Raw genomic sequence first — 20,431 nt, 5'->3', positions numbered from 1 at the left:
AAAAGATAAACCAATTAAAACATTTAATTAAGGCGTAAATGGTGTTTGAGTGAAACTTAATACTTTGCCCGTACCAGGGTTATAAACCACCCCTTTAGCACCAGTAGTCGATAAATCTGGCGCAGGAGTCGGTACACCTGTGGTTTGGTTTAGCACCAGTGAAGCCACTTGGTGATAAACACATAAATCGAGACCCGTTACGGCTGTTCCGCTAATCGAATTTGAACTACCGCCGGCACCATCGATAACGCGCACTGTATAACGTTGATTACGCGCATCTTGCGAATAAAGCACGTTACGCGGCGCACTTTGCAACACAGTATTGAATACCTGTTGACAGCTTGCATCGGTCATCGCCGTCGCATCGGTACCAGAGGTGCCCGTTGGATAACCAAAACGCGGATCGAGGGACACTGCAGTACCGTCTAAGATCACACTGCTATTTTGACGACCATCGACTTCCCATTGCGAACGCACAAAACTCACTGCGGTGGATAAGCCACCCGCGACTCCGTCCACACTGGCATCTTCAGCATCATCGGTAACATTTAAAAAACGAGGGATCGCGGTGGCGGCCAACAGACCTAAAATAACGATCACTATGACCAGTTCAATCAATGAAAAACCATCTTGCTTAGTCTTCATTCGTCTCTCCCTATCTTGATGAAAGTCCATTCTAACAGCTAAATCAGTTTAAAAAAGCCCGTTACTTAACAATATTTTAGGAAGACGTCAAAAAAATGACCCTGCCAGAGTTTAGTTGGTAGCCGATACTGTCCCCATTTTTTGAGCGATAACGGCAGCTATTATCCTTAGTAAAATACGAGCCCGTAAGGGATTCATCCCCAGCCTCTTGACCCATTAATTGTTGCCATAATAGCTGACAACTTTGGTCATCAAGATGACTCGGTTGTGGCCAACCCTGCACACTCATAAGCACAGAAGTTTGATCATTATTTGCGCTTTGCTCGTTAAACACTTCCCAATCTAGTCGCATTTGTTGTGGTTTGCCAAGGGATAACCATTGGGAACGCACCATAGCCAACACATTTAAGAAGCGCGTATGTTCGAGCTCCACACTGCGGGCGGCAAGTTGTGGCATAGTCGCAAAATATTTAACGCCAATCACCGCGAGAATAATCAAGATCAAGGTCAAGCTAACGAGCCGCCCATACACACGTAATAGATCGCTTTCGGCCTTCTGCTGGCTCTGCATCTATTTGATCCTAATTGAGTTAAATTCTCGACTCGGCATTACTTCCCGCCTTTAACCACGTTGAGCATGTCCCACATCGGCAGGTAAATACCCAGCGCTAAAATCAATACAATCACAGCTACGATCCCGATCAAAATCGGCTCTAACTTTGCGGTGAGATTTTTAAGATCGTAATCGACCTCACCCTCGTAAAAATCGGCAGCATCGTTTAACAGTTGATCAATTTGTCCGGTTTCTTCGCCTACCGCGACCATTTGCAACACCAGTGGCGTGAACAATTTACTCTGGTTCGACACCCTCAGCATAGATTCGCCAGACTCAATACCTCGGCGCATCCCGACAATTTTGTCGTGCATATACGCATTATCCACCGCATCGGCCACTAGACTGAGTGCCTGCGTCATTGGCACCCCCGCACTCAACATCATCGAAAAACTGCGGCAATAACGGGAGAGGGTCGAGCGTTCAATAATCGATCCCACGGCGGGAATGTGTAACTTCCACTGGTCCCACTGTTTCTCGCCTTTTTCCGTATGGTGCCAATAGCGGATACCAATAATGGTTCCGAGCAGTATTATCAGCATCAAGGGCCAGTAGTTGACAAACAGGTTTGATGTGCCGATTAACACCTTAGTCGCCCAAGGCAAGTCGGCACCAAAGCGGGTAAACATCTCGGCGAATTTCGGGATCACCATAATATTTAAAATCACCATCGCCAGCGCGATGGCAATCAATACAAATATGGGATAACGCATCGCAGCTTTAATTCGGCGGCGAGTTTCCTGCTCACGCTCGATATAACCCGAGAGCTGAATAAAAGCATCCTCTAACTTACCGGTGTTTTCGCCCACATGAACCATAGAAACAAACAGAGAATCAAACACATCTGGATGTTGGTTCATGGCCGATGACAGTGGGCGCCCCGCAGTTAACTGCTCTGAAATATCATTCAGCGCATCTTTCATCCGTTGGGAGTGGGCGGTTTCGGATAAGCCAGCAATGGCGCGCAGGATGGGGATCCCCGAGCGCGTTAACGAGTACATTTGCCGGGTAAAAATTTGTAATTCATCCAAGCCGACTTTGCGCTTAAACAGCTGCGCCAAGGTAAAGGACTTAGCTTCCTTCGCGACTTTGACTTCTAACGGGATAATGCCGCGGGCTAACAGCATATCGGCCGCCGCTCCCTCGGAGGCAGCATCGAGCTGACCCGTTACGGCCTGACCTTGTCCACTGCGTCCACGGTATTGATAAACCGGCATAATTACGCCTCAACGCCTTGCTGACTGATAATATCCCGCGAGAGTGGCACCTGTGACTCACTCACATCCTCAACAAGCTTAGCCACCTCTTCAATGGTCGTCATGCCCTCGCTCAAATATTGCAGTGCCGACTCGGCCAGCGGGGTAAAATTCGGGCTTTGCAGGGCTGCACGGGCAAAATCCTGTGGATTACCAGTACGCATCGCATCTATCATCTTTTCATCCAATTCGAGGATCTCAAAAATACCGATACGGCCGCGATAACCACTGCCGTTACAGCTTTGGCAGCCAGTGCCAATGCGGAACTTGGCCGATGAAAAGTCCTGACGACTCACGCTATTCAGCCAGGCTTTTTCCTGCGCTGTAGGCTGATATTCCACGCCACAGTTATGGCACACGCGGCGCACTAGACGCTGGGCAATAATCACCCTCAGCGCACTCGCCACTAAGTAACTGGCGGCGCCCATATCGAGCAAACGAAGCGCGCTGGTCACCGCATCGTTAGTGTGCAAGGTAGACAACACAAAGTGACCCGTGAGTGCGCCCCTAAGACCAATCTCCACCGTTTCTTGGTCGCGCATCTCACCGACCATGATGATGTCCGGGTCTTGACGCAAGGTGGTACGCAGCACGTTCGAAAAATCGAGTCCAATCTTATGGTTAACTTGAACTTGGTTGATCCTTGGCAATTGGTATTCGACCGGATCTTCTACCGTGATGATTTTGCGATCCGCGGTATTGAGCTCACTTAAAATGCCATACAAGGTGGTGGTTTTACCGCTACCCGTAGGTCCTGTCACCAGCAACATGCCGTGGGGACGTTTAATCTGTTTACGGATACGCGCCAAAATATGCGGCGGCATCCCAGTCTCATTTAAGGTCAATAAGCCTGCGGATTGGTCGAGTAGACGCATTACCACAGATTCGCCGTGGTAAATCGGCATGGTCGACATACGCACGTCAATCTTGTGGCCCTTGATTTCCATATGAAAACGCCCGTCCTGCGGCAGACGTTTTTCAGAAATATCTAGCCCAGCCATAAGCTTAAGTCGCAATACTAAAGCCGCAGCGATATTGACTTCGTTTAGAATGGTCTCGTGTAACTGGCCGTCGATACGTTGGCGGATCCGCAGCGCTTTTTCGCCGGGCTCAATATGAATATCCGAGGCGCGCATTTGCACCGCATCTTCAAAAATCGACTGCAGCAGCTTAACGACTGTGGTTTCATTATCGCTATCGCTTGAAGTCAGGCTCGCCAGATCAAACATTTGATCTGCGGCATATTCCTCTTCGAGCTTACCGGCTATTTGCGCGATTTGGTCGGTGCGACGATACAGGTTATCGAAGGCTTGCAGTAATTGCTGCTCGGGGGCCACCGCAACACTGAGCTTTTTCGGTGCGATTAAAATTTCTAAATGGTCGAGCGCCTGCAAATCCGCCGGGTCGCTCATGGCCACTAATACCGTATCACCCCTATCTTCCACCGCGAGGGCGCGAAAACGCCGTGCTTGCACCTCGGGGATAAGGCTCACCACTTCGGCAGGAATTGGGCGTTTGCTGATATCCAGCAGCGGCAGATTGAGCTGCTGCGACAAAAATTGCAGCAGTTGGGTTTCGCTAATGGAGCGCAGCTCAATCAGGGTTCGGCCGAGCTTATGCCCTGTCTTGCGCTGCTCTCCCAAGGCTTGTTGTAACTGCTCTTCGGTAATAATCGATTCTTGAACTAACAGATCGCCCAAACGCATCTTTAATCTGGGTTTCATTGGCTATCTCCTAGTTGTTGTAAACGTTGTTCAATAAAAGCCGTGGCTTGGGTCGACAGGCCTGCATAACTTAAGGCGGTGCGATAGGCCTGACTGGCGGGGCCGAATTGCTGCTGAGAATCGAGGGCATAGGCTAATCCCATCCACCATTTCCCCTGCTGCGGCTCCTGCTGCAATAACTTACGGTAAGCCTGTTCAACTAACGAATATTGGCCTTGTTTTTGAGCCAAATCCGTTTGAGCTAACCACTTTTGTCGAGCTAAAGGATGGCCATCGGGAATTTGAGCAAGGCTAGCAAGAGCCAGATCTGTCTCGCCCATAGCATGTTGCACCCTTGCCAATAGCAAAGCAAATTCAAACTCTTGCGGATAAAGTAATAGTCCCTGCGCTAACACTTCGGCCGCTTGAGCCAACTCGCCTTGACCATAGTGCAGCGCCGCCAGCTGTTTGCGCGACTCGTGCAAACTTGGGTCAAGCTTGAGTGCCTTAGCGTAGTAATCCATTGCCTTAACCAGCTGCCCCTGCTTTTCGGCATCCGCCGCCAACACTAACTGCTTTTGCGCGAGTTGGCTTGAGGACAACTTCACTTCTCGAATCGCCATTTGCCCCGTTGACTGAGCTTGGCTTGAAGCTTTGCTCGAAACTTGAGCCGCAGCAGGCACGACTGGCTCACTCGCCTTGGCCTCAGGTTGAGCTATTTTTACCTCGCTCTGGCTTGCGGTAACTTCAGCTTGATTTACTTTCGCAGTAACCTGTTGTGACTCACTTTGGGCCAGCACCGACTCTTGGGTTAATGCCGCCTTGTTAGGTATATCAGTTGAGGTGTTTGCCGCAACTGATTCGGTTGTCTGCTCACTCCTTGGCTCTAAGGGCGCCGTATTTACACGGGGAGATTGAGCCACACTTGGGGCAGATTCTGCTAACTCAGATATATCCTGTGCAGGAGTAACAGTTGACGACTGACTCACTTGTGCCATCTCTGCTGTTGGCTCAGTTGGTGTAGTCGTTTCTGTTTCCAGAGGACTCGTATCAGTCTGTGGGTGGGCGTTATCCGACTGAGTTTGCAAATTCACAACAGGATTTGCACTGTTATCTGCGACACTCTTCACGCCGTAGGTCGACTGAAAGGTATAAACCGATAAACCACCCACCAGCAGCGACACTAAACTGATGACTAACCATTTGCGCGATGGATTGGGGCGCCCTAAATACTGCGCCTGATGCACTGCCACATTGCTGAGGGAATGGCCCTGCTGGCGCTTATCGAGATCCTGCAGCATCTTGTTGATCACACTCATGCGACGCCTCCCCACAACTGTTGCAGGTTAACGCCAGAGAGCAGTAATGCCCCAATTGCCGCTGCACATGCTATCAGTGCAATCGCCATATACGCTGGCCACCTTTGCGAGCCGCGACTGACATCTTCGGTATCCTGTATCGCGCCCTTAATGTGGGTCATACGCACTTGCGTTGCGCCTTCGCCAAAACTGAGCATCAGGGCCTTATGGGCTAAAATGTTGATCAATCTTGGAATGCCACGTGATGCCTCGGCAATCTTACGGGTCAATTTAGCGCTGAATAACGCCTGTCCCGCATAGCCAGCCACCGCTAAGCGATAGCGAATGTAGGCATCGGTTTCGTCCCAGGTTAGCGGCCGCAGACTGTAGCTAAAGGTGATGCGCTGCCGCAGTTGCCTAAAGGCTTGACGCTTTAATCGCTCATCCAACTCGGGCTGACCAAAGAGCACCACTTGCAACAACTTACGGCTCTCGGTTTCAAGATTGGTAAACAGTCGCAGCGCTTCTAGGCTCTCATCGGGCAAGGCCTGCGCTTCATCCAGCACTAATACAATGGCGTGACCATGGGCGCTCAGGGCGAGTAATTGTTGCTGGATAAGTCCGGTGAGTTGCTGCTGATCGATTTCGCTGGTGTACTTTAATCCAAGCTCATTGGCCACCGCCCAGCGCAGCTCGGCGGGGGTGAGATAAGGATTAGGAAGATACGCACAATGGAAGCCCTGCGGCAGCTCATTAATCAACTTACGGCAGATTAAGGTTTTGCCCGTGCCCACTTCGCCTGTGACTTTAATAAAACCTTCCCCTGTTTGTAGGGCGGTCTGCAATACTTGCAGCGCCTCTACGTGCGGGGATAACCCGAAAAAAAATCCGGTATTAGGTGTTAACGAAAATGGCGTTTGGCTGAGTCCAAAGTGCTTCAAATACATGAAAGCTTACTTATTTTCTGGATACCAACGGTCGAGTAAGGTCTTAGAACGCTCTAACTCGTTTTTCCAAGTATCATTGCCTACTACGGTCGGCTTTAACATGATAATCAACTCGGTTTTCTTCTTCTGCTTGCTGCGGTTTTTAAACAATTCGCCGACGAGCGGAATATCACCGAGCAGCGGCACCTGAGAAACCACTTCGGTATTTTCGCTCTTCATCAAACCACCGATCACCACCACATCGCCAGAAGCTGCGCGGATAACGGTATCGGATTCGCGGATCTCGCTCTGTGCCAGCGGCAGTTCTAAGGATTCGCTGCTGACCTTAATGTCCTTGGTTTGCTCTTTAACATCGATAACCGAAGGATGCACATGCAGTAACACATTACCGTCTTTGTCGATTTGCGGCGTCACATCCAATGCGATACCCGAGAAGAATGGCGTTAACTCTACCTGAGGCGTGGTCACTGGCGTGGTGCCTGCCACTGTGGTCGATGACACGTCGGTAACAAAATACTCGTCGGTACCGACTTTAATCACTGCTTTTTGGTTGTTAGATGCCGTCACCCTTGGACTGGACAACACGTCCACATCGCCTTGAGTGTCGAGCAAGCTAATCATGGTATTGAAATCCGAGCCTTTAATGCTTAAGGACGTCACGCCACCGAGGGAAGCGGTAATTTTATCGCTCAAACCTGCGCCCGCAGAGGTACCAAAATTGATATTAGTATTACCCACATGCCCCAGCACATTTTCCCACTGAATACCTTGCTGATAACCATCAGACAAAGTGACTTCGAGGATCTTCGCTTCGAGGATCACTTGGCGTTGCAGATGGCTTTCGGCAGAATTTAAAAAGGCACGTACTTGGCGCAGCTCATTAGGATAAGCACGAATCGTCACTAATCCCGCCTGTGGCGTCACTACTACCTGACGACCACCGCCAGTGTCACCAATAATGGCGCTCAAGGTTTCTTTTAATTCGCCCCAAAAATCGGTCTTAGTGCGCGAGCGAATAAAGGTGCCGTTGGTGCTATCGCTGCTGTTATTGTTGCCGTAATTACCGTTGTTTGAATTGTTATTGTTGCTGTTATTGCCAAAATTGCCGTTGTTCGAATTGTTGTTATTGGAGTTATTGTTATTCGAGTTGTTATTGTCGGAGATCCGGCCCGAACTCACAGAGGTCAGCGATAGACCATCGCGCTCCATGTATAAGTAATTTAATGGGAAAGTCTCAGTCCGCATGCCCGCGGGGAACACGCGCAGGATGCGCCCTTCACGGCTCACCTCATAACCATAAATATCTTCCACCACTTGAATGGCTTCACTCAGGGTCACGCCTTTGAGTGACAATGAAATCGTACCCTGTACCTCGGGATGCACCGCCACACTAAAAGGCGTGCCCTGCACTAGACTGGGGAAAAACACCCTCGCATCCACATCATGGGCAGACACATCGATACGACGTTCGGTCTCCATTGGCGGAGTTAACCCGCCCATCATGGCATTGGCGTTCAGCTCACGCTGCACCGCATCGGGCATAGTGGCCGGTGGTGGAGGCGTTGGCTGACTCGCGGTTTGCATCGAGGTGGCCAGCGCTTCTTTTGAAGCGACGGGCTGCGGTCTATCCGTGGTTTGGCAGGCCATAAGGCAAAGTGAGAGTAGAGGCGTAATATATTTAATGACTGTCATCTGAGTGTTATTCCCTATCTCTCTATTATTGCTTGAAATAATGCTAATTTCCGTCCGTCAGACAAGGAGACCGACGAGGGGGTGATACGCACCACTTTGACCCCTTGGATGCTATCTCCCACGGACACAATCTTATTGTTGATCACGGCATAGGCCGTGTTGCCCGAGCTGACAATGCTATTGAGCACTAGGGCTTGATTTTGGTTCTGAGTCACGGCGCCGGCGGCCGAGTAGCCTTTGCCTGGCAAGGTCGGATCCCTTAAGGCTTCGGCCGATACTTGGGCCGACAATCCCAATAATGCGATGAAAATATAAGGCTTATTTAGCGACACTGATAAAGTCCTTATTAATACTCAAGGTATAAAGCTCAATATCGATTTTCCCCTTAGGATAATCGGCCACTTTATAGTCGAGTCGTTTCCAGTAAAGTTTGTCGGGCATAGCCTCTACCGCTTCAACAAAGCGCAGCACAGAAAAATAATCCCCCTCCAAGCTCATGCGTATTCCATGGCTGTAGAGATTCAGCTTTTTCTCTTCACCCACGGCAAGGAGTGGCACGGGCGTAACCGAGGTAAACTTAAGTAATTTAATGCCTTGAACCTGCCCAAGCAGATTGCCTAATAGCTCAGGCATATAATCGGCGGGCACCATGTCCACCATCTGCTCATTAAGCTGAGCATCAATCTCTTGATTCTGTTGCTGCAACAAGTTTAAACGCTGACGATAGTCCTGGTTAGGATCCATAGCCAATCGCTGCTGATATAAATCAATCTGTTGCATCGAAATCTTGTTTTCTTGCTCTAACGCCTTCACTTGTTGCGCCGTCGAATACTGTTGTTTCCACAGCGACTCGATAGGCATATAGGCCGACATGGCGACCAGCACTAATACGGCGAGAGCGATAAGCCCGCGCTCGCGCTGGCTGAGAACATCAAACTTTTGCGCTAACTGTTCAAATTGGGCTTTCATCGCGCTTGCTCCTCTGGGGTCTCACTCGTCAGCGTGAAAGCCAGCGGTTTATCCTCACCGCGATCCATGGTCATAGACGAAAAAGCCTGACCTTTTAAGGTGTTGGTTGTCTTTAACTTGCCCACCCATTGCGGAATGCTCTGCGGATGATCGGCAAAGCCTTCAAACATAAAGTGCTGCTCGTTAATCACAATATGGTTCAGCCAGACACTCGCATCGGCCACCATAGCTAAATCCTTCAGCACGGGCGCAAAACCTCGGCTGGTTAAGGACGAACGCAGAGCTAATTCGCTCATCAATAATTGTTTTAACTCGAGCTGCTGTGACTCTAACTCGACCCGTGCGACTAACTCAGGATCGGGTTTACGGGCGGCGATTTGCGCTTCAAGCTCCGCCTTTTGCTGATCGAATTGCTGTTTTTGCGTAGAGGCTTGGCTTAGTGCCCGCTGAGACTCGGTTAATTGCCAGTAGCTAAAGGCCGCGAGTATGGCGCAGACCAGTACCAAGCCTAAGGTATAACTCATTAATTTCGCGAAGGTTAAACTCTGCTTTGGGGGTAATAATGCCGCAGAATATAGATTGACTCTCGATTTTATCACTCGGCACCTCGTGAAAGTTCACTAAAGGCTAATCCCGCCATGCTCGCGCCCACGGCACGCTTATTCACGACATTAACGGCTTGGTTAAAGTTAGCCGATACCAACTTAGCCAAGGCATCCACTGCGCCGTCGGCAAATAATTCAATTGAGGCGACCGGAGGCTGGCGCAATTGGCTTTCAAAGTAATCCATAGAACGCTGAATTTCTAGGCTTAAGTTATCCGCTAGTCCGTAATTAAGCTCATCGACTTCGGCCTTATCCAGCTCGGTAAAGCCCCGTACTCGGCGCTGCATATAGAGCTGACCTTGCTTGACCACAGTCAGCAATAACTCTTGCCCTGTATGATGGCTCACCACCAATCTCGCCTGATTATCCTCATCAAACAGGTTAGTCATGGCTAATTCTTCGATGCTCATGCCTAGCACACTTAAACCTTGATCGCTGATGGCCTGCACCATAGCGCGCAACTTTTCTTTATCGACCACAACCACGCTGAGCTTATTGCTTGGCAGGGGCGACTCAAAGTAATCCAAGTGAATTTGCGGCACAGGGATATTCACCATGTCTTTGATAGACCAGAGTAAAGCTTGGGATAATTCGTCACTATCGACATTCGGTTTGTCGGCCACGAGCAATTGATAGCGGCCACTACCAAGGACAATTTGTAAGGAAGCTTGGGGAAAGGCATCGGCAAGTTTGGCAAAGGCCTGTTGCCATTGGTCCTGTTGCAGTTCATAGGAAACCCATTGTTCTGCAAGACTTTCAGTCGCGGGAGCATAGACCCACAGCTTATCGGCACAGACATAAACACCGAGCGCCGCGCCAGCCTGTTTGGCTCGCCAAAAGGCCAACCGAGCAAAAAGTCCTTTATCCATAAAAATGCCTGTCTTCCGATAAAGTTAAAGCTTGAGTCATAAGAGCGCGAATAACAAACGTCCAAAACTCAAATAAGGATAATGCGCATCACCTGTAAAATGTGAAACCCATCATATCCAGCGTCATAATTTTGGCACAGGCTAGTTTAGCCGCTAATCAGTGAATTTTATAGAGAAATCCGACATTTTGGCCCTATTCTTCCACAGCGATCACATACGCTGTGGAAATAATTCCCCGTTATTGCACCTCAATTGGCTCACTAAAATACATGCCCTGCGCCATACCTACACCGAGGATTTGTAGGGTTTGCCATTCCTCAAAGACTTCGATGCCCTCAGCACAGACTTGTACTTCGGTGCGATATAAACCACCGATAAGACTACGAATAAACAATTGATTTTCTGGGCGTAAATGAATATGGCGCACAATCGACCTATGCAGTTTAATCATGTCGAAATGGCATTCACGAATATAGTAAGTGCCCACCACCTGCTGGCCCACATGGTCGACGCACAATCGCGCGCCCATCTTACGGATCATATCCAGCTTAGGCTTAAGCTTATCCTGGTGCTGGATAACGATGTCTTCGGAAACCTCAAAAATCAGTTGTGGCGTCAGATGGCGATATTCGAGCAAAGTGGTTTTAAGCCACTGAGTAAAGGCGCGGCTCATCAAGGTATCTAGGCTCAGGTTCACACTATAAACTTGATTTTTATGTTGTTCCTGCGCCAACAAACCCAACACGCGCTCAATCATCTGCCGCTCTACCTGAGGCATCAAACCGCATTTGTTTGCCATAGGGATAAAGAGTGTCGCCCGAACTAAGGCGCCTTGATTATCCCGTGCCCGGGTAAAGATTTCCTTGTGATGCTCAACGCCGTCAGAATCCATCACTGGCTGACTAAAGGGATAAAAACGCCGCTGGACTAAGGCATTCTCCAAGAAGCTACGCCAACGCACTGAGCCTTTGGCAAACTCCTCATCAATCGCGCCCTTATCATACATAAACCAATTACTGTTACCTTGTAATTGCGCGGCGCGTAGTGCCATATCGGCTTCATCGAGCAGCTGATTAACATTATCTCCGGCGGTAAAGTAAGCGCAGCCCAAGTGATAAAAGTTGTCTTGATTCTCCACATCATCGGGCAGAGGTTGACTCAGACAGACTTTGAGTAATTTACTGGCAAGTTGGTCGGCCTCAATCAAAGACACATGGGGCACGACAATCGCAAATTGATTGTGGGAGCGGCGTGCAAAGATGCTGTTGGGTAAGGTCTGTAAAATAGAGTTAATGCTGTTGACTGTCGCATGGAGCAACTCTTTAACCGCGCTCTCCCCTTTCGCCTGTTGCAGTAAATCAAGGTCGTCCATTTCCAACAGATAAATCACCCCATGGGCCACCATGCCTTGATCATGACTCAAGGCATCCAGACGGTTGTTTAGAAACAGTCGATTACCGATACGGGTTTGTGCATCTAAAAAAGTGTTGGAACGAATAAACTTATCGAAACGGCCGCGCTCTTTATGGGCGTCCTGCAATTCTTCGAGCAGCTTAGTTAAGGCTCGGTTGATCAGCCTCGGCTTACCATTACCCGGGGTCGCGAGTGCTTGTTCGTGCTTGCCTTGCAAAATCAGTCGGCTACGCTGGGCAAGTTCTTCAATACCATCCAACTGCTGCGAAAACCACACATGGCCAAAACGCACCAGCGCAATAACTGCCAGCAAGCCCACGCCTAAAATAAGCAACTCATACCAACTGACGCTGTAATGCTCAAAGGGTTGTGGCAGCGTGAGGGTCATATTCAGTCCCGACTTGGGATCGAGCAAATGGGTATAGACCATGGCATTTTGCGTTTGCACATTGCCCTGATAGGCAAAAAGCACTTCGCTCTTCATGGTCAAACGGAATTCGACGGCATTGTACGCCAGCAGCATCGGCGGCAACCAAGACTCTAATTCCCAATCGGGTTGCGTTTGATAATGTTCAATAAGTAGGGATTCAAGCTCAGACACTTTCTGCTGTTGAAACTTATAGGTCAACTGCACAAAGCTCATCATGGCGCTGAGTAAAAAGACGAAGGCGATAGCGGCCAAAGACATTAACCAAAAACTGGTTAATTTTGTAGTTAACATTCGAGTGAATTTCATCGATCCGCTATCCTGCTGGATTATTATAATTATCGGCGCACTCTTAACACGAGTTCAACAAATGCTGCCAAGATTATTCAGTAGCATACGCTAAAAGGCAACTAAGGATTGGTTTTCAAAGCCTCTAAAACTAATTCTGATCGCAGAAATTTCATCCGAGGTTAAAACAAAAAAGAGGCTAATTAGCCTCTTTTTTGTTAATCAACTTAGCGCTTAATCCGCATATTGTGGCAGCGTAGTGATTGCCGCAACACCCGAATCAATCGCAGCTTGTGCAACCGCACGGGCAACACGAGGTAACAAGCGTGGATCCATTGGTTTTGGCAGCACATATTCAGGGCCAAAACTTAATGAACTCACCTTTGGATAGGCCTTCAATACGCTCGCGGGGACTTCTTCTTTTGCTAAGGCAGCAATCGCGTGAACTGCGGCCACTTTCATCTCATCGTTAATGCAAGATGCACGTACATCCAAGGCACCACGGAAAATGAATGGGAAACACAGTACGTTGTTCACTTGGTTTGGATAATCGCTGCGGCCAGTACCCATGATTAAATCACTGCGCGTCGCGTGGGCAAGCTCAGGTTTGATTTCAGGATCTGGGTTTGAGCAGGCAAAAATCACTGGCTTATCCGCCATCATGGCCACTTCTTCAGCGCCAATCACGTTCGGGCCAGATAAACCTAAGAATACGTCGGCACCTTTAATCACATCTTGCAAGGTGCGCTTGTCGGTATCGTTTGCAAACAAGGCTTTATATTCATTCAGATCGGTACGACCCGCATGGATAACGCCTTTAGTATCTAACATATAGATGTTGGCACGGTTTGCACCACACTTAACCAACATGGTCATACAGGCAATAGCCGCTGCGCCAGCACCCATACATACAAAGGTCGCATCGCTGATCAGTTTACCTTGGATTTCTAAGGCGTTGATCATACCGGCGGCGGTCACAATGGCGGTGCCGTGCTGGTCATCGTGGAACACGGGCACATTACAACGCTCAATCAATTCGCGCTCGATAACAAAACACTCTGGCGCCTTGATGTCTTCGAGGTTAATCCCACCAAAGGTGCCAGCGATGGCCGCAACTGTGTTAATGAACTCTTCAGGAGTATTGTGAGTCACTTCGATATCGGTCGAGTCGATATTTGCAAAGTGTTTAAACAACAGAGCCTTACCTTCCATCACGGGTTTTGACGCCAATGGGCCTAAGTTACCTAAACCCAGAATCGCTGTGCCGTTGGTGATAACAGCGACTGTGTTACCTTTGTTGGTGTAACGATATGCATTGTCAGGATTAGCAGCAATTTCACGTACCGGTTCAGCAACACCAGGGCTATAGGCTAGTGCGAGGTCATGGCTGGTTTCAGCAGGTTTAGTGAGGCAGACTGCGGTTTTACCGGGAACGGGGAATTCATGATAATCGAGTGCTTGTTGACGAATATCTGACATTTTAACATCCTGAAATGCGACATTTATAAGTATGAAAGTAAGGCCGACCAACCCAAGATCACCTCATTTACGGGCGATTTAAACAGTGTGGCAGGTCGGGGTAAGATACGCCAATTGGGTTAATTTTTAAATAAGATATTGAGAAATTTCGCCTTTGCGACAGATTTATCTCTCTAAGCCAAGTTTTATAAACTTATCTCACCCAATAAAGGATGATTATCTGTTTAAATTTGTAGGAAACAAACGAACATAACCAGCTAAAGCAATGAAAAAACGCCTAACAAAGCGAAAAATGTTGATTAAATTACAATAGAGATAAGTAACTCAGTTATCTTATAGTTAATTGCTATAAATAAGTCGATTTAGGCGACTTTAAGCCCCTATAAAGTGACTTTGATGCTTTTTTAAGTGAAGTCGTACCAGAAAGGCAGATAAGTAGCGATTTTGTGCCAGAAGACCAGAAAGCAAAAAGGCGCCATAGGCGCCTCTTTTAGAAACATTGCTAACGCAATTATTTCTTGCCAAGCATACCGAAACGCTTGTTGAACTTGTCGATACGACCGCCTGTATCAACAACTTTTTGTGTACCTGTGTAGAATGGGTGACATGCACCGCAAACGTCTAAGTGCAGGTCTTTACCAGCAGTAGAGTTTACTTTGATTACGTTGCCACAAGTACAGTTTGCAGTGATTACTGCATATTCTGGGTGGATACCTGGTTTCATTGGGATTACCTCAAATGTAAGGCCATGTCGCTCTTCCAACCCGAAGTCGGACACCACATGCAGTTAATAACGATATGTTAGGGCGCAGAATACTACAGTATCACCCACGCAGACACAAGTAGATTATCTGAGCATTTTCACGATAATCTACTCGTCCACTGACGCTTATCTTCCCGCTTCCCGATCTTCGAAACTCGTCCTTGCCGCCTGCGCATCGGGATAACGCGAAAGTATCTCGGCCGATGGGCAATAGAGCGTGGCATCTTTCTTCAACGCGTTAATCCGATTCTTCGAAAATGCCTTAGGGTTGGCATCGTGAATCGCCAACATGGCGCCATAAACATTCACTTTCCATTCAGGGGCATAGCGATTGGCAATACGCCATAACGTCTCGTTGTGATAATCCAACATACACTCACCCGAGTTTGTTGCATTGGCATTTATCGAGCTCACGATCTTAGCCTCTGCGTTAGTTGCTTCGGCAGTCTTAACTTCGGGCGCATCAATGGTAGTCGTACTCTTCTCGACTTTTGGTACATCAGCAGACGCTTGTGAAACCGCCTGCACGCTTACGACTTCTGTTGTCGACGGCTCAGGTGTAGGCATATCAGCTTTAGATGGATCAGAGTTAGTCACTTCCGATTTAACAGCCTTAGGTTTAGCTTCATCAGATGCCACTACGGACGAACTCGAGGTGGAGGATGCTTTTACATCAGGCTTATCCTCAGGGAAGGTAAATCCAGAGCTGCGAGGCGTCGCGGCAACTTCTGCCGTCAACGCAGCCACAACAACGGGCGCAACGGGAGCAACATCAGCTTCAGCCGTGACTAAATTCACCTCTTGCACTGGTTTACTGGATTTAACAGCTGCGGCTTTATCTGTTACAGCAGAACTTGTCGCCAGCAGACTGGTTTCGGCTTTGGCTGCTTTGCTTGATTTCACAACCGCCGTTTTTGCTTGCATTACGGGTGATACCGCAGAGGAAGCATTATCAAACAGTGGCAGATTTTTCACTTCATACCAGCGGTCAACACGATATTCACGTACCAACAGCCTTGCCTTAGGGTCGGTCACATCCTCCACACCCGTTAGCAAAACCAAGAAACGGTTAAGCTGCTCGGCCATGAGTTTCTCTTCACCACCGGACTGCTGCACCGCAAATTCAAGCCGGGTCATATCCTGATTATCGGTGATCACATTGACGCGCATTTTGGGGTAAGCACCCAATTCAAACATGCGGCTATTGATACTCACATGTGAAACTTGCGCCTGCACACATGCGCTACACACTAAGGCGAATAGTCCTAATGATTTCGCTATTTTAGTCATTTACTTACTCTCAACTATCCTTGGATAAACTGTCATTAGGACTAGCCCTCGCTAGCCGTGCTGAGTACACTAAACCTCATTTCCCTTAAGACTCGACCTGCATATGTCACTGTTTGTTGAAGTTGCGTTACCTGTGCCTATGCGGCAAAACTTTACCTATCGAGTCGATACCGATGAACACGCTAATAAAAACACCCAACAGCCTCAGATTGGTATAAGAGTAAAAGTCCCCTTTGGACGCCAGCAACTGATTGGCCTTGTCACCGCCATCACCGACAGCTGCGATCTAGCACCTACACAACTCAAATCTGTCATAAAGTTTATTGATGACGCGCCTTTATTGCCAGAATCGCTTTATAAATTAACCCTCTGGGCCGCAAGATATTACTTTTGCAGCCAAGGGCAAATGCTGACACAGGCGCTCCCCGTGGCGCTGCGTAAAGGGCTCGATGCCGCGCCGCAAAAAATTCAGTACTGGCAAATCACAGAGCTGGGCAGCAATATTGCGCCTGAGACATTAAAACGCGCCCCGGCTCAAAAACGCTTACTTGAACGCTTACAGCAAACCAGCCTGACGCAGGAAGACGTCATCAGTTTAGAACTGAATAAAGCCGCGCTCAAAACCTTAGAGGATAAGGGCTGGATTGCTAGACACGAGAAACTCGCCGAGCTCAATCTCGATTGGCGCAGCCAACTGGAACTCGATGAAGCCCCCCATAGACTCAATAAGGAACAAGCAGTTGCCGTCACCCTGCTCACCCAACAGCAAGGATACCACTGCACTCTGCTCGAGGGCATTACCGGTTCGGGTAAAACCGAGGTCTATTTAGCCGTACTCGAACATATCCTTAAGCAAGGTAAGCAAGCGCTGATCCTCGTACCTGAGATTGGCCTAACACCGCAAACCATCAATCGTTTTAAGCGCCGCTTTAAAGTCAATGTGGCCGTGCTGCATTCAGGGCTGACCGATAACCAGCGCCTCGAAGCCTGGCGACAAGCTCGCTGCGGCCAAGCCGCCATCATCATTGGCACCCGCTCTGCCCTGTTTACGCCCATGGCTTTTCCCGGCGTCATCATCCTCGACGAAGAACACGACAGCAGCTTTAAACAGCAGGAAGGCGTTGGCTACCACGCCCGAGACCTCGCCGTGATGCGTGGACATTTAGAATCGATCCCGGTGATTTTAGGTTCGGCGACACCCTCGTTAGAAACCCTGCAAAATGCCCTCAGCGGTCGATATCATCACCTGCAACTCGGGGAACGAGCGGGTAATGCAAAAAAAGTGCGCCAAGGGATTATCGATATCAAAAACCTGCCCCTCAAGGCGGGAATGTCGGCGCCACTCATCAACGAAATCCGCAGCCATTTAGAGGCTGGGAATCAGGTATTACTGTTTTTGAACCGCCGTGGCTTTGCACCAGCACTGCTGTGCCACGAGTGTGGGCACTTACACGAGTGTGATCGCTGCGATGCCTTTTTTACGGTACATCAATCCCTTGGAGAAATCCGCTGCCACCACTGTGGCAACCAATATGCCATTCCAAGGCAGTGCCACAATTGCGGCAGCACCATGTTGATGGGCCAAGGTATCGGCACAGAACAACTCGCCGAAGCACTCCAGCAGGAGTTCCCTAAATATCCCGTGGTACGAATCGATCGCGATACCACCCGCCTAAAAGGCTCGCTCGAGAGCCACTTAAGCGCTATTCATAAGGGCGAATACAAAATCTTGGTCGGCACTCAAATGCTTGCCAAGGGACACCACTTTCCAGATGTGACCTTAGTGGGATTACTGGATGTCGATGGCGCGCTCTTTAGCGCCGACTTTAGGGCGCCAGAGCGCTTCGGCCAGCTCTATACACAGGTCGCTGGCCGTGCTGGTCGCGCCAACAAACCCGGTACTGTATTGCTGCAAACTCACCAGAGTGATAACCCGATACTGAGGGATTTGCTCCACCGAGGTTATGGCGAGTTTGCCCGCAGCCAATTAAAGGAGCGGCAAATGGCGCTGCTGCCTCCCGCTTGGCACATGGTGCTGGTGCGCGCAGAAGCCCACTCCGCTGTGGATGCCGATAACTTTCTTAATGCGTTTGCAGCGCTGCTGCCCCAAGATAAAGAGTTTGAAATCATCGGCCCAATGCCAGCACCACTCGACAGAAAAGCCGGTAAGTTTCGCCGCCAATTGATGTTTCAAGCCAAGCACAGACATAGATTACAGCAAGAGTTTGAGCGTATTTATCCCCTCGTCGAACAGCTGCCAGAGGCCAAACGTTGTCGCTGGAGCCTAGATAGGGATCCGCAGGATCTGTTGTGATTCAATAATTTGATAAAAAATCATCGGGAAGATAGCAATTAGTCACCACAAACGGCTAAAATACGCGGTTATTCCCTGTATTCATTCTTAAAGTTAGTAGCTAATTAATCCATGAAATCACATATCCAATCATTACTTGAACAAACTATCGAATCCTTTAAACAACAAGGTATTTTGCCTGCGGATTTTGAGGCGCGAATTCAAGTAGATCGAACCAAGGATAAGAGCCATGGCGATCTGGCAACCAACTTAGCCATGATGCTAACCAAAGCGGCGGGTAAAAATCCCCGCGAATTGGCGCAGCTGATCATCGACAACCTACCCGCCTCAGCCTATGTGGCGAAAGTTGAAATCGCAGGCCCTGGTTTTATCAACTTCTTCATTGATGACAGCGCCTTAGCGAACCAATTACAGGCTGCAATAAGTGATGATCATTTAGGGATTAAGCTACCAACGCCACAAACTATTGTCGTGGACTACTCTTCACCTAACCTCGCCAAAGAGATGCACGTCGGCCACCTGCGTTCGACCATCATTGGTGACAGCGTGGTGCGTACCCTCGAGTTTTTAGGCCATAAAGTGATCCGCCAAAACCACGTAGGCGACTGGGGCACCCAATTTGGTATGCTGCTGGCTTACATGGAAGAATTGCGCGCGCAAAATGGCGAACAAGCCCAATTAGAATTATCGGATCTCGAAACCTTCTACCGTGCCGCCAAACTGCGTTTTGACGAATCGGCAGAGTTCGCGACTCGTGCCCGTCAGCTCGTGGTTGAACTGCAATCAGGTGACGAATACTGCAACAAACTGTGGCGTGAATTTAACGACATTTCTTTAAGCCACTGCCACGAAGTGTACGAGCGTTTAGGGGTGAGTTTGACCCGCGCCGATGTGCACGGTGAAAGCGCCTATAACGCCGACTTAGAGCAAGTAGTCAAAGATTTAGACGCCCAAGGTTTACTGACCCAAAGCAACGGCGCCAAAGTGGTCTTCCAAGAAGAATTCCGTAATAAAGAAGGCGAAGCGCTGCCTGTTATCATTCAAAAAGCCGATGGTGGTTACCTCTATGCCACCACCGACTTAGCGGCTATGCGTTACCGTTCAAGCGTGCTAAAAGCCGACCGCGTACTCTACTTTGTCGATTTACGCCAAGCACTGCACTTCCAACAAGTGTTTAGCCTTGCCAAGCTGGCCAAGTTTGTCCGTAACGATATGTCACTGGAACACTTAGGCTTCGGTACCATGAATGGCGAAGATGGTCGTCCGTTCAAGACCCGTACCGGTGGCGTGGTCAAACTGGTGGATCTGCTGGATGAAGCCAATACTCGCGCGCTTGAGCTGGTTCGCAGCAAAAACCCAGATATGGATGAAGCGACCTTAGCTGAAATTGCCCGCGTAGTGGGGATCAGCGCAGTCAAATACGCTGATCTGTCGAAAAACCGTACCAGCGATTACATCTTCAGCTTCGAGCAAATGCTGAGCTTTGAAGGCAATACCGCGCCTTACCTGCTATACGCTTACACCCGCGTTGCAGGAATCTTCAAACGTGCAACCGATATTGACTTAAGCCAAGCCAAGATCGTACTCGAACACGAAAAAGAGAAAGACTTAGGTAACAAACTGGCGCAGTTTGGTGAAATCCTCAGCCGCGTAATCGACAAGGGCCAACCACATGTACTTTGCGGTTACCTCTATGAATTAGCAGGGGCTTTCTCTAGCTTCTACGAGGCCTGCCCAGTGCTTGCCGCCGATAACGACGAGCAAAGGCATAGCCGTTTACTGCTGTCACAACTGACGGCCAACACGCTGCAAAAAGGCCTAAATCTACTAGGTATCGAAACCCTAGAACGGATGTAAGCC

17 protein-coding genes are annotated in these 20,431 nt (G+C 49.1%); 2 read left to right on the top strand and 15 right to left on the bottom strand.

All coding sequences use genetic code 11. The annotated features are described in order from the left end of the window. Nucleotides 1-27 precede the first annotated feature (27 nt). The 15 genes from B5P39_RS00425 to B5P39_RS00355 all read right to left on the bottom strand — a co-directional run bounded on the left by B5P39_RS00425 (nucleotide 28) and on the right by B5P39_RS00355 (nucleotide 16,257). Entirely contained in the window at nucleotides 28-645 is a 618-nt protein-coding gene (locus B5P39_RS00425; RefSeq protein ID WP_088210040.1) for a prepilin-type N-terminal cleavage/methylation domain-containing protein, read from the bottom strand. Between the two features lie 76 nt (nucleotides 646-721). Then, nucleotides 722-1,216 (bottom strand): MSHA biogenesis protein MshF, encoded by a 495-nt coding sequence (locus tag B5P39_RS00420; protein WP_088210039.1) that lies wholly within the window; start codon nucleotides 1,214-1,216, stop codon nucleotides 722-724. A 38-nt stretch (nucleotides 1,217-1,254) separates the two neighbouring features. Then, the gene (locus tag B5P39_RS00415; protein ID WP_088210038.1) at nucleotides 1,255-2,475 is read right to left on the bottom strand and encodes a type II secretion system F family protein; all 1,221 of its coding nucleotides are present in this window, start codon (nucleotides 2,473-2,475) and stop codon (nucleotides 1,255-1,257) included. Nucleotides 2,476-2,477: 2 nt separating this feature from the next. Next, nucleotides 2,478-4,238, bottom strand: coding sequence for a GspE/PulE family protein (locus B5P39_RS00410; RefSeq protein ID WP_088210037.1), 1,761 nt, complete (start codon nucleotides 4,236-4,238; stop codon nucleotides 2,478-2,480). Next, nucleotides 4,235-5,536 (bottom strand): tetratricopeptide repeat protein, encoded by a 1,302-nt coding sequence (locus B5P39_RS00405; RefSeq protein ID WP_088210036.1) that lies wholly within the window; start codon nucleotides 5,534-5,536, stop codon nucleotides 4,235-4,237. The genes B5P39_RS00410 and B5P39_RS00405 overlap by 4 nt, the downstream gene beginning before the upstream one ends. Continuing rightward, on the bottom strand, nucleotides 5,533-6,462 hold the full coding sequence (locus B5P39_RS00400; protein WP_088210035.1) for an ExeA family protein: 930 nt from the start codon (nucleotides 6,460-6,462) through the stop codon (nucleotides 5,533-5,535). Before B5P39_RS00400 ends, B5P39_RS00405 begins: the two co-directional genes overlap by 4 nt. Before the next feature lie 6 nt (nucleotides 6,463-6,468). Then, complete coding sequence (gene mshL / locus B5P39_RS00395; RefSeq protein WP_088210034.1) at nucleotides 6,469-8,154, bottom strand: pilus (MSHA type) biogenesis protein MshL; 1,686 nt, start codon at nucleotides 8,152-8,154, stop codon at nucleotides 6,469-6,471. Nucleotides 8,155-8,168: 14 nt separating this feature from the next. Next, complete coding sequence (locus B5P39_RS00390) at nucleotides 8,169-8,486, bottom strand: MSHA biogenesis protein MshK (RefSeq protein ID WP_088210033.1); 318 nt, start codon at nucleotides 8,484-8,486, stop codon at nucleotides 8,169-8,171. Continuing rightward, a complete protein-coding gene (locus tag B5P39_RS00385; RefSeq protein WP_088210032.1) occupies nucleotides 8,473-9,123 on the bottom strand; it encodes an MSHA biogenesis protein MshJ in 651 nt (216 codons plus the stop codon). The genes B5P39_RS00390 and B5P39_RS00385 overlap by 14 nt, the downstream gene beginning before the upstream one ends. After that, the gene (locus tag B5P39_RS00380; protein ID WP_088210031.1) at nucleotides 9,120-9,722 is read right to left on the bottom strand and encodes a PilN domain-containing protein; all 603 of its coding nucleotides are present in this window, start codon (nucleotides 9,720-9,722) and stop codon (nucleotides 9,120-9,122) included. The genes B5P39_RS00385 and B5P39_RS00380 overlap by 4 nt, the downstream gene beginning before the upstream one ends. Then, a complete protein-coding gene (locus tag B5P39_RS00375; protein WP_088210030.1) occupies nucleotides 9,719-10,597 on the bottom strand; it encodes an MSHA biogenesis protein MshI in 879 nt (292 codons plus the stop codon). Before B5P39_RS00375 ends, B5P39_RS00380 begins: the two co-directional genes overlap by 4 nt. Before the next feature lie 238 nt (nucleotides 10,598-10,835). Continuing rightward, nucleotides 10,836-12,746, bottom strand: a complete 1,911-nt coding sequence (csrD, locus tag B5P39_RS00370) for an RNase E specificity factor CsrD (RefSeq protein WP_086902250.1) — start codon at nucleotides 12,744-12,746, stop codon at nucleotides 10,836-10,838. 213 nt (nucleotides 12,747-12,959) lie between these two features. Continuing rightward, complete coding sequence (locus B5P39_RS00365) at nucleotides 12,960-14,204, bottom strand: malic enzyme-like NAD(P)-binding protein (protein ID WP_086902251.1); 1,245 nt, start codon at nucleotides 14,202-14,204, stop codon at nucleotides 12,960-12,962. Nucleotides 14,205-14,715: 511 nt separating this feature from the next. Further along, complete coding sequence (gene rpmE, locus B5P39_RS00360; protein ID WP_011624224.1) at nucleotides 14,716-14,928, bottom strand: 50S ribosomal protein L31; 213 nt, start codon at nucleotides 14,926-14,928, stop codon at nucleotides 14,716-14,718. Between the two features lie 165 nt (nucleotides 14,929-15,093). Continuing rightward, on the bottom strand, nucleotides 15,094-16,257 hold the full coding sequence (locus tag B5P39_RS00355; RefSeq protein ID WP_088210029.1) for a FimV/HubP family polar landmark protein: 1,164 nt from the start codon (nucleotides 16,255-16,257) through the stop codon (nucleotides 15,094-15,096). 103 nt (nucleotides 16,258-16,360) lie between these two features. On the opposite strand from B5P39_RS00355, the gene priA reads away from it, so the two are divergent. Further along, nucleotides 16,361-18,571, top strand: coding sequence for a primosomal protein N' (gene priA / locus B5P39_RS00350; protein WP_088210028.1), 2,211 nt, complete (start codon nucleotides 16,361-16,363; stop codon nucleotides 18,569-18,571). 111 nt (nucleotides 18,572-18,682) lie between these two features. Beyond that, a complete protein-coding gene (gene argS, locus B5P39_RS00345) occupies nucleotides 18,683-20,428 on the top strand; it encodes an arginine--tRNA ligase (protein WP_088210027.1) in 1,746 nt (581 codons plus the stop codon). The last annotated feature ends 3 nt before the right edge of the window (nucleotides 20,429-20,431 follow it).

The sequence above is a fragment of the Shewanella sp. Shew256 genome (assembly GCF_002196695.1).
Taxonomy (GTDB): domain Bacteria; phylum Pseudomonadota; class Gammaproteobacteria; order Enterobacterales; family Shewanellaceae; genus Shewanella; species Shewanella mangrovisoli.
Note: the sequence above shows the minus strand (reverse complement) of the source record. Positions and strands in the feature narration are given on the sequence as shown.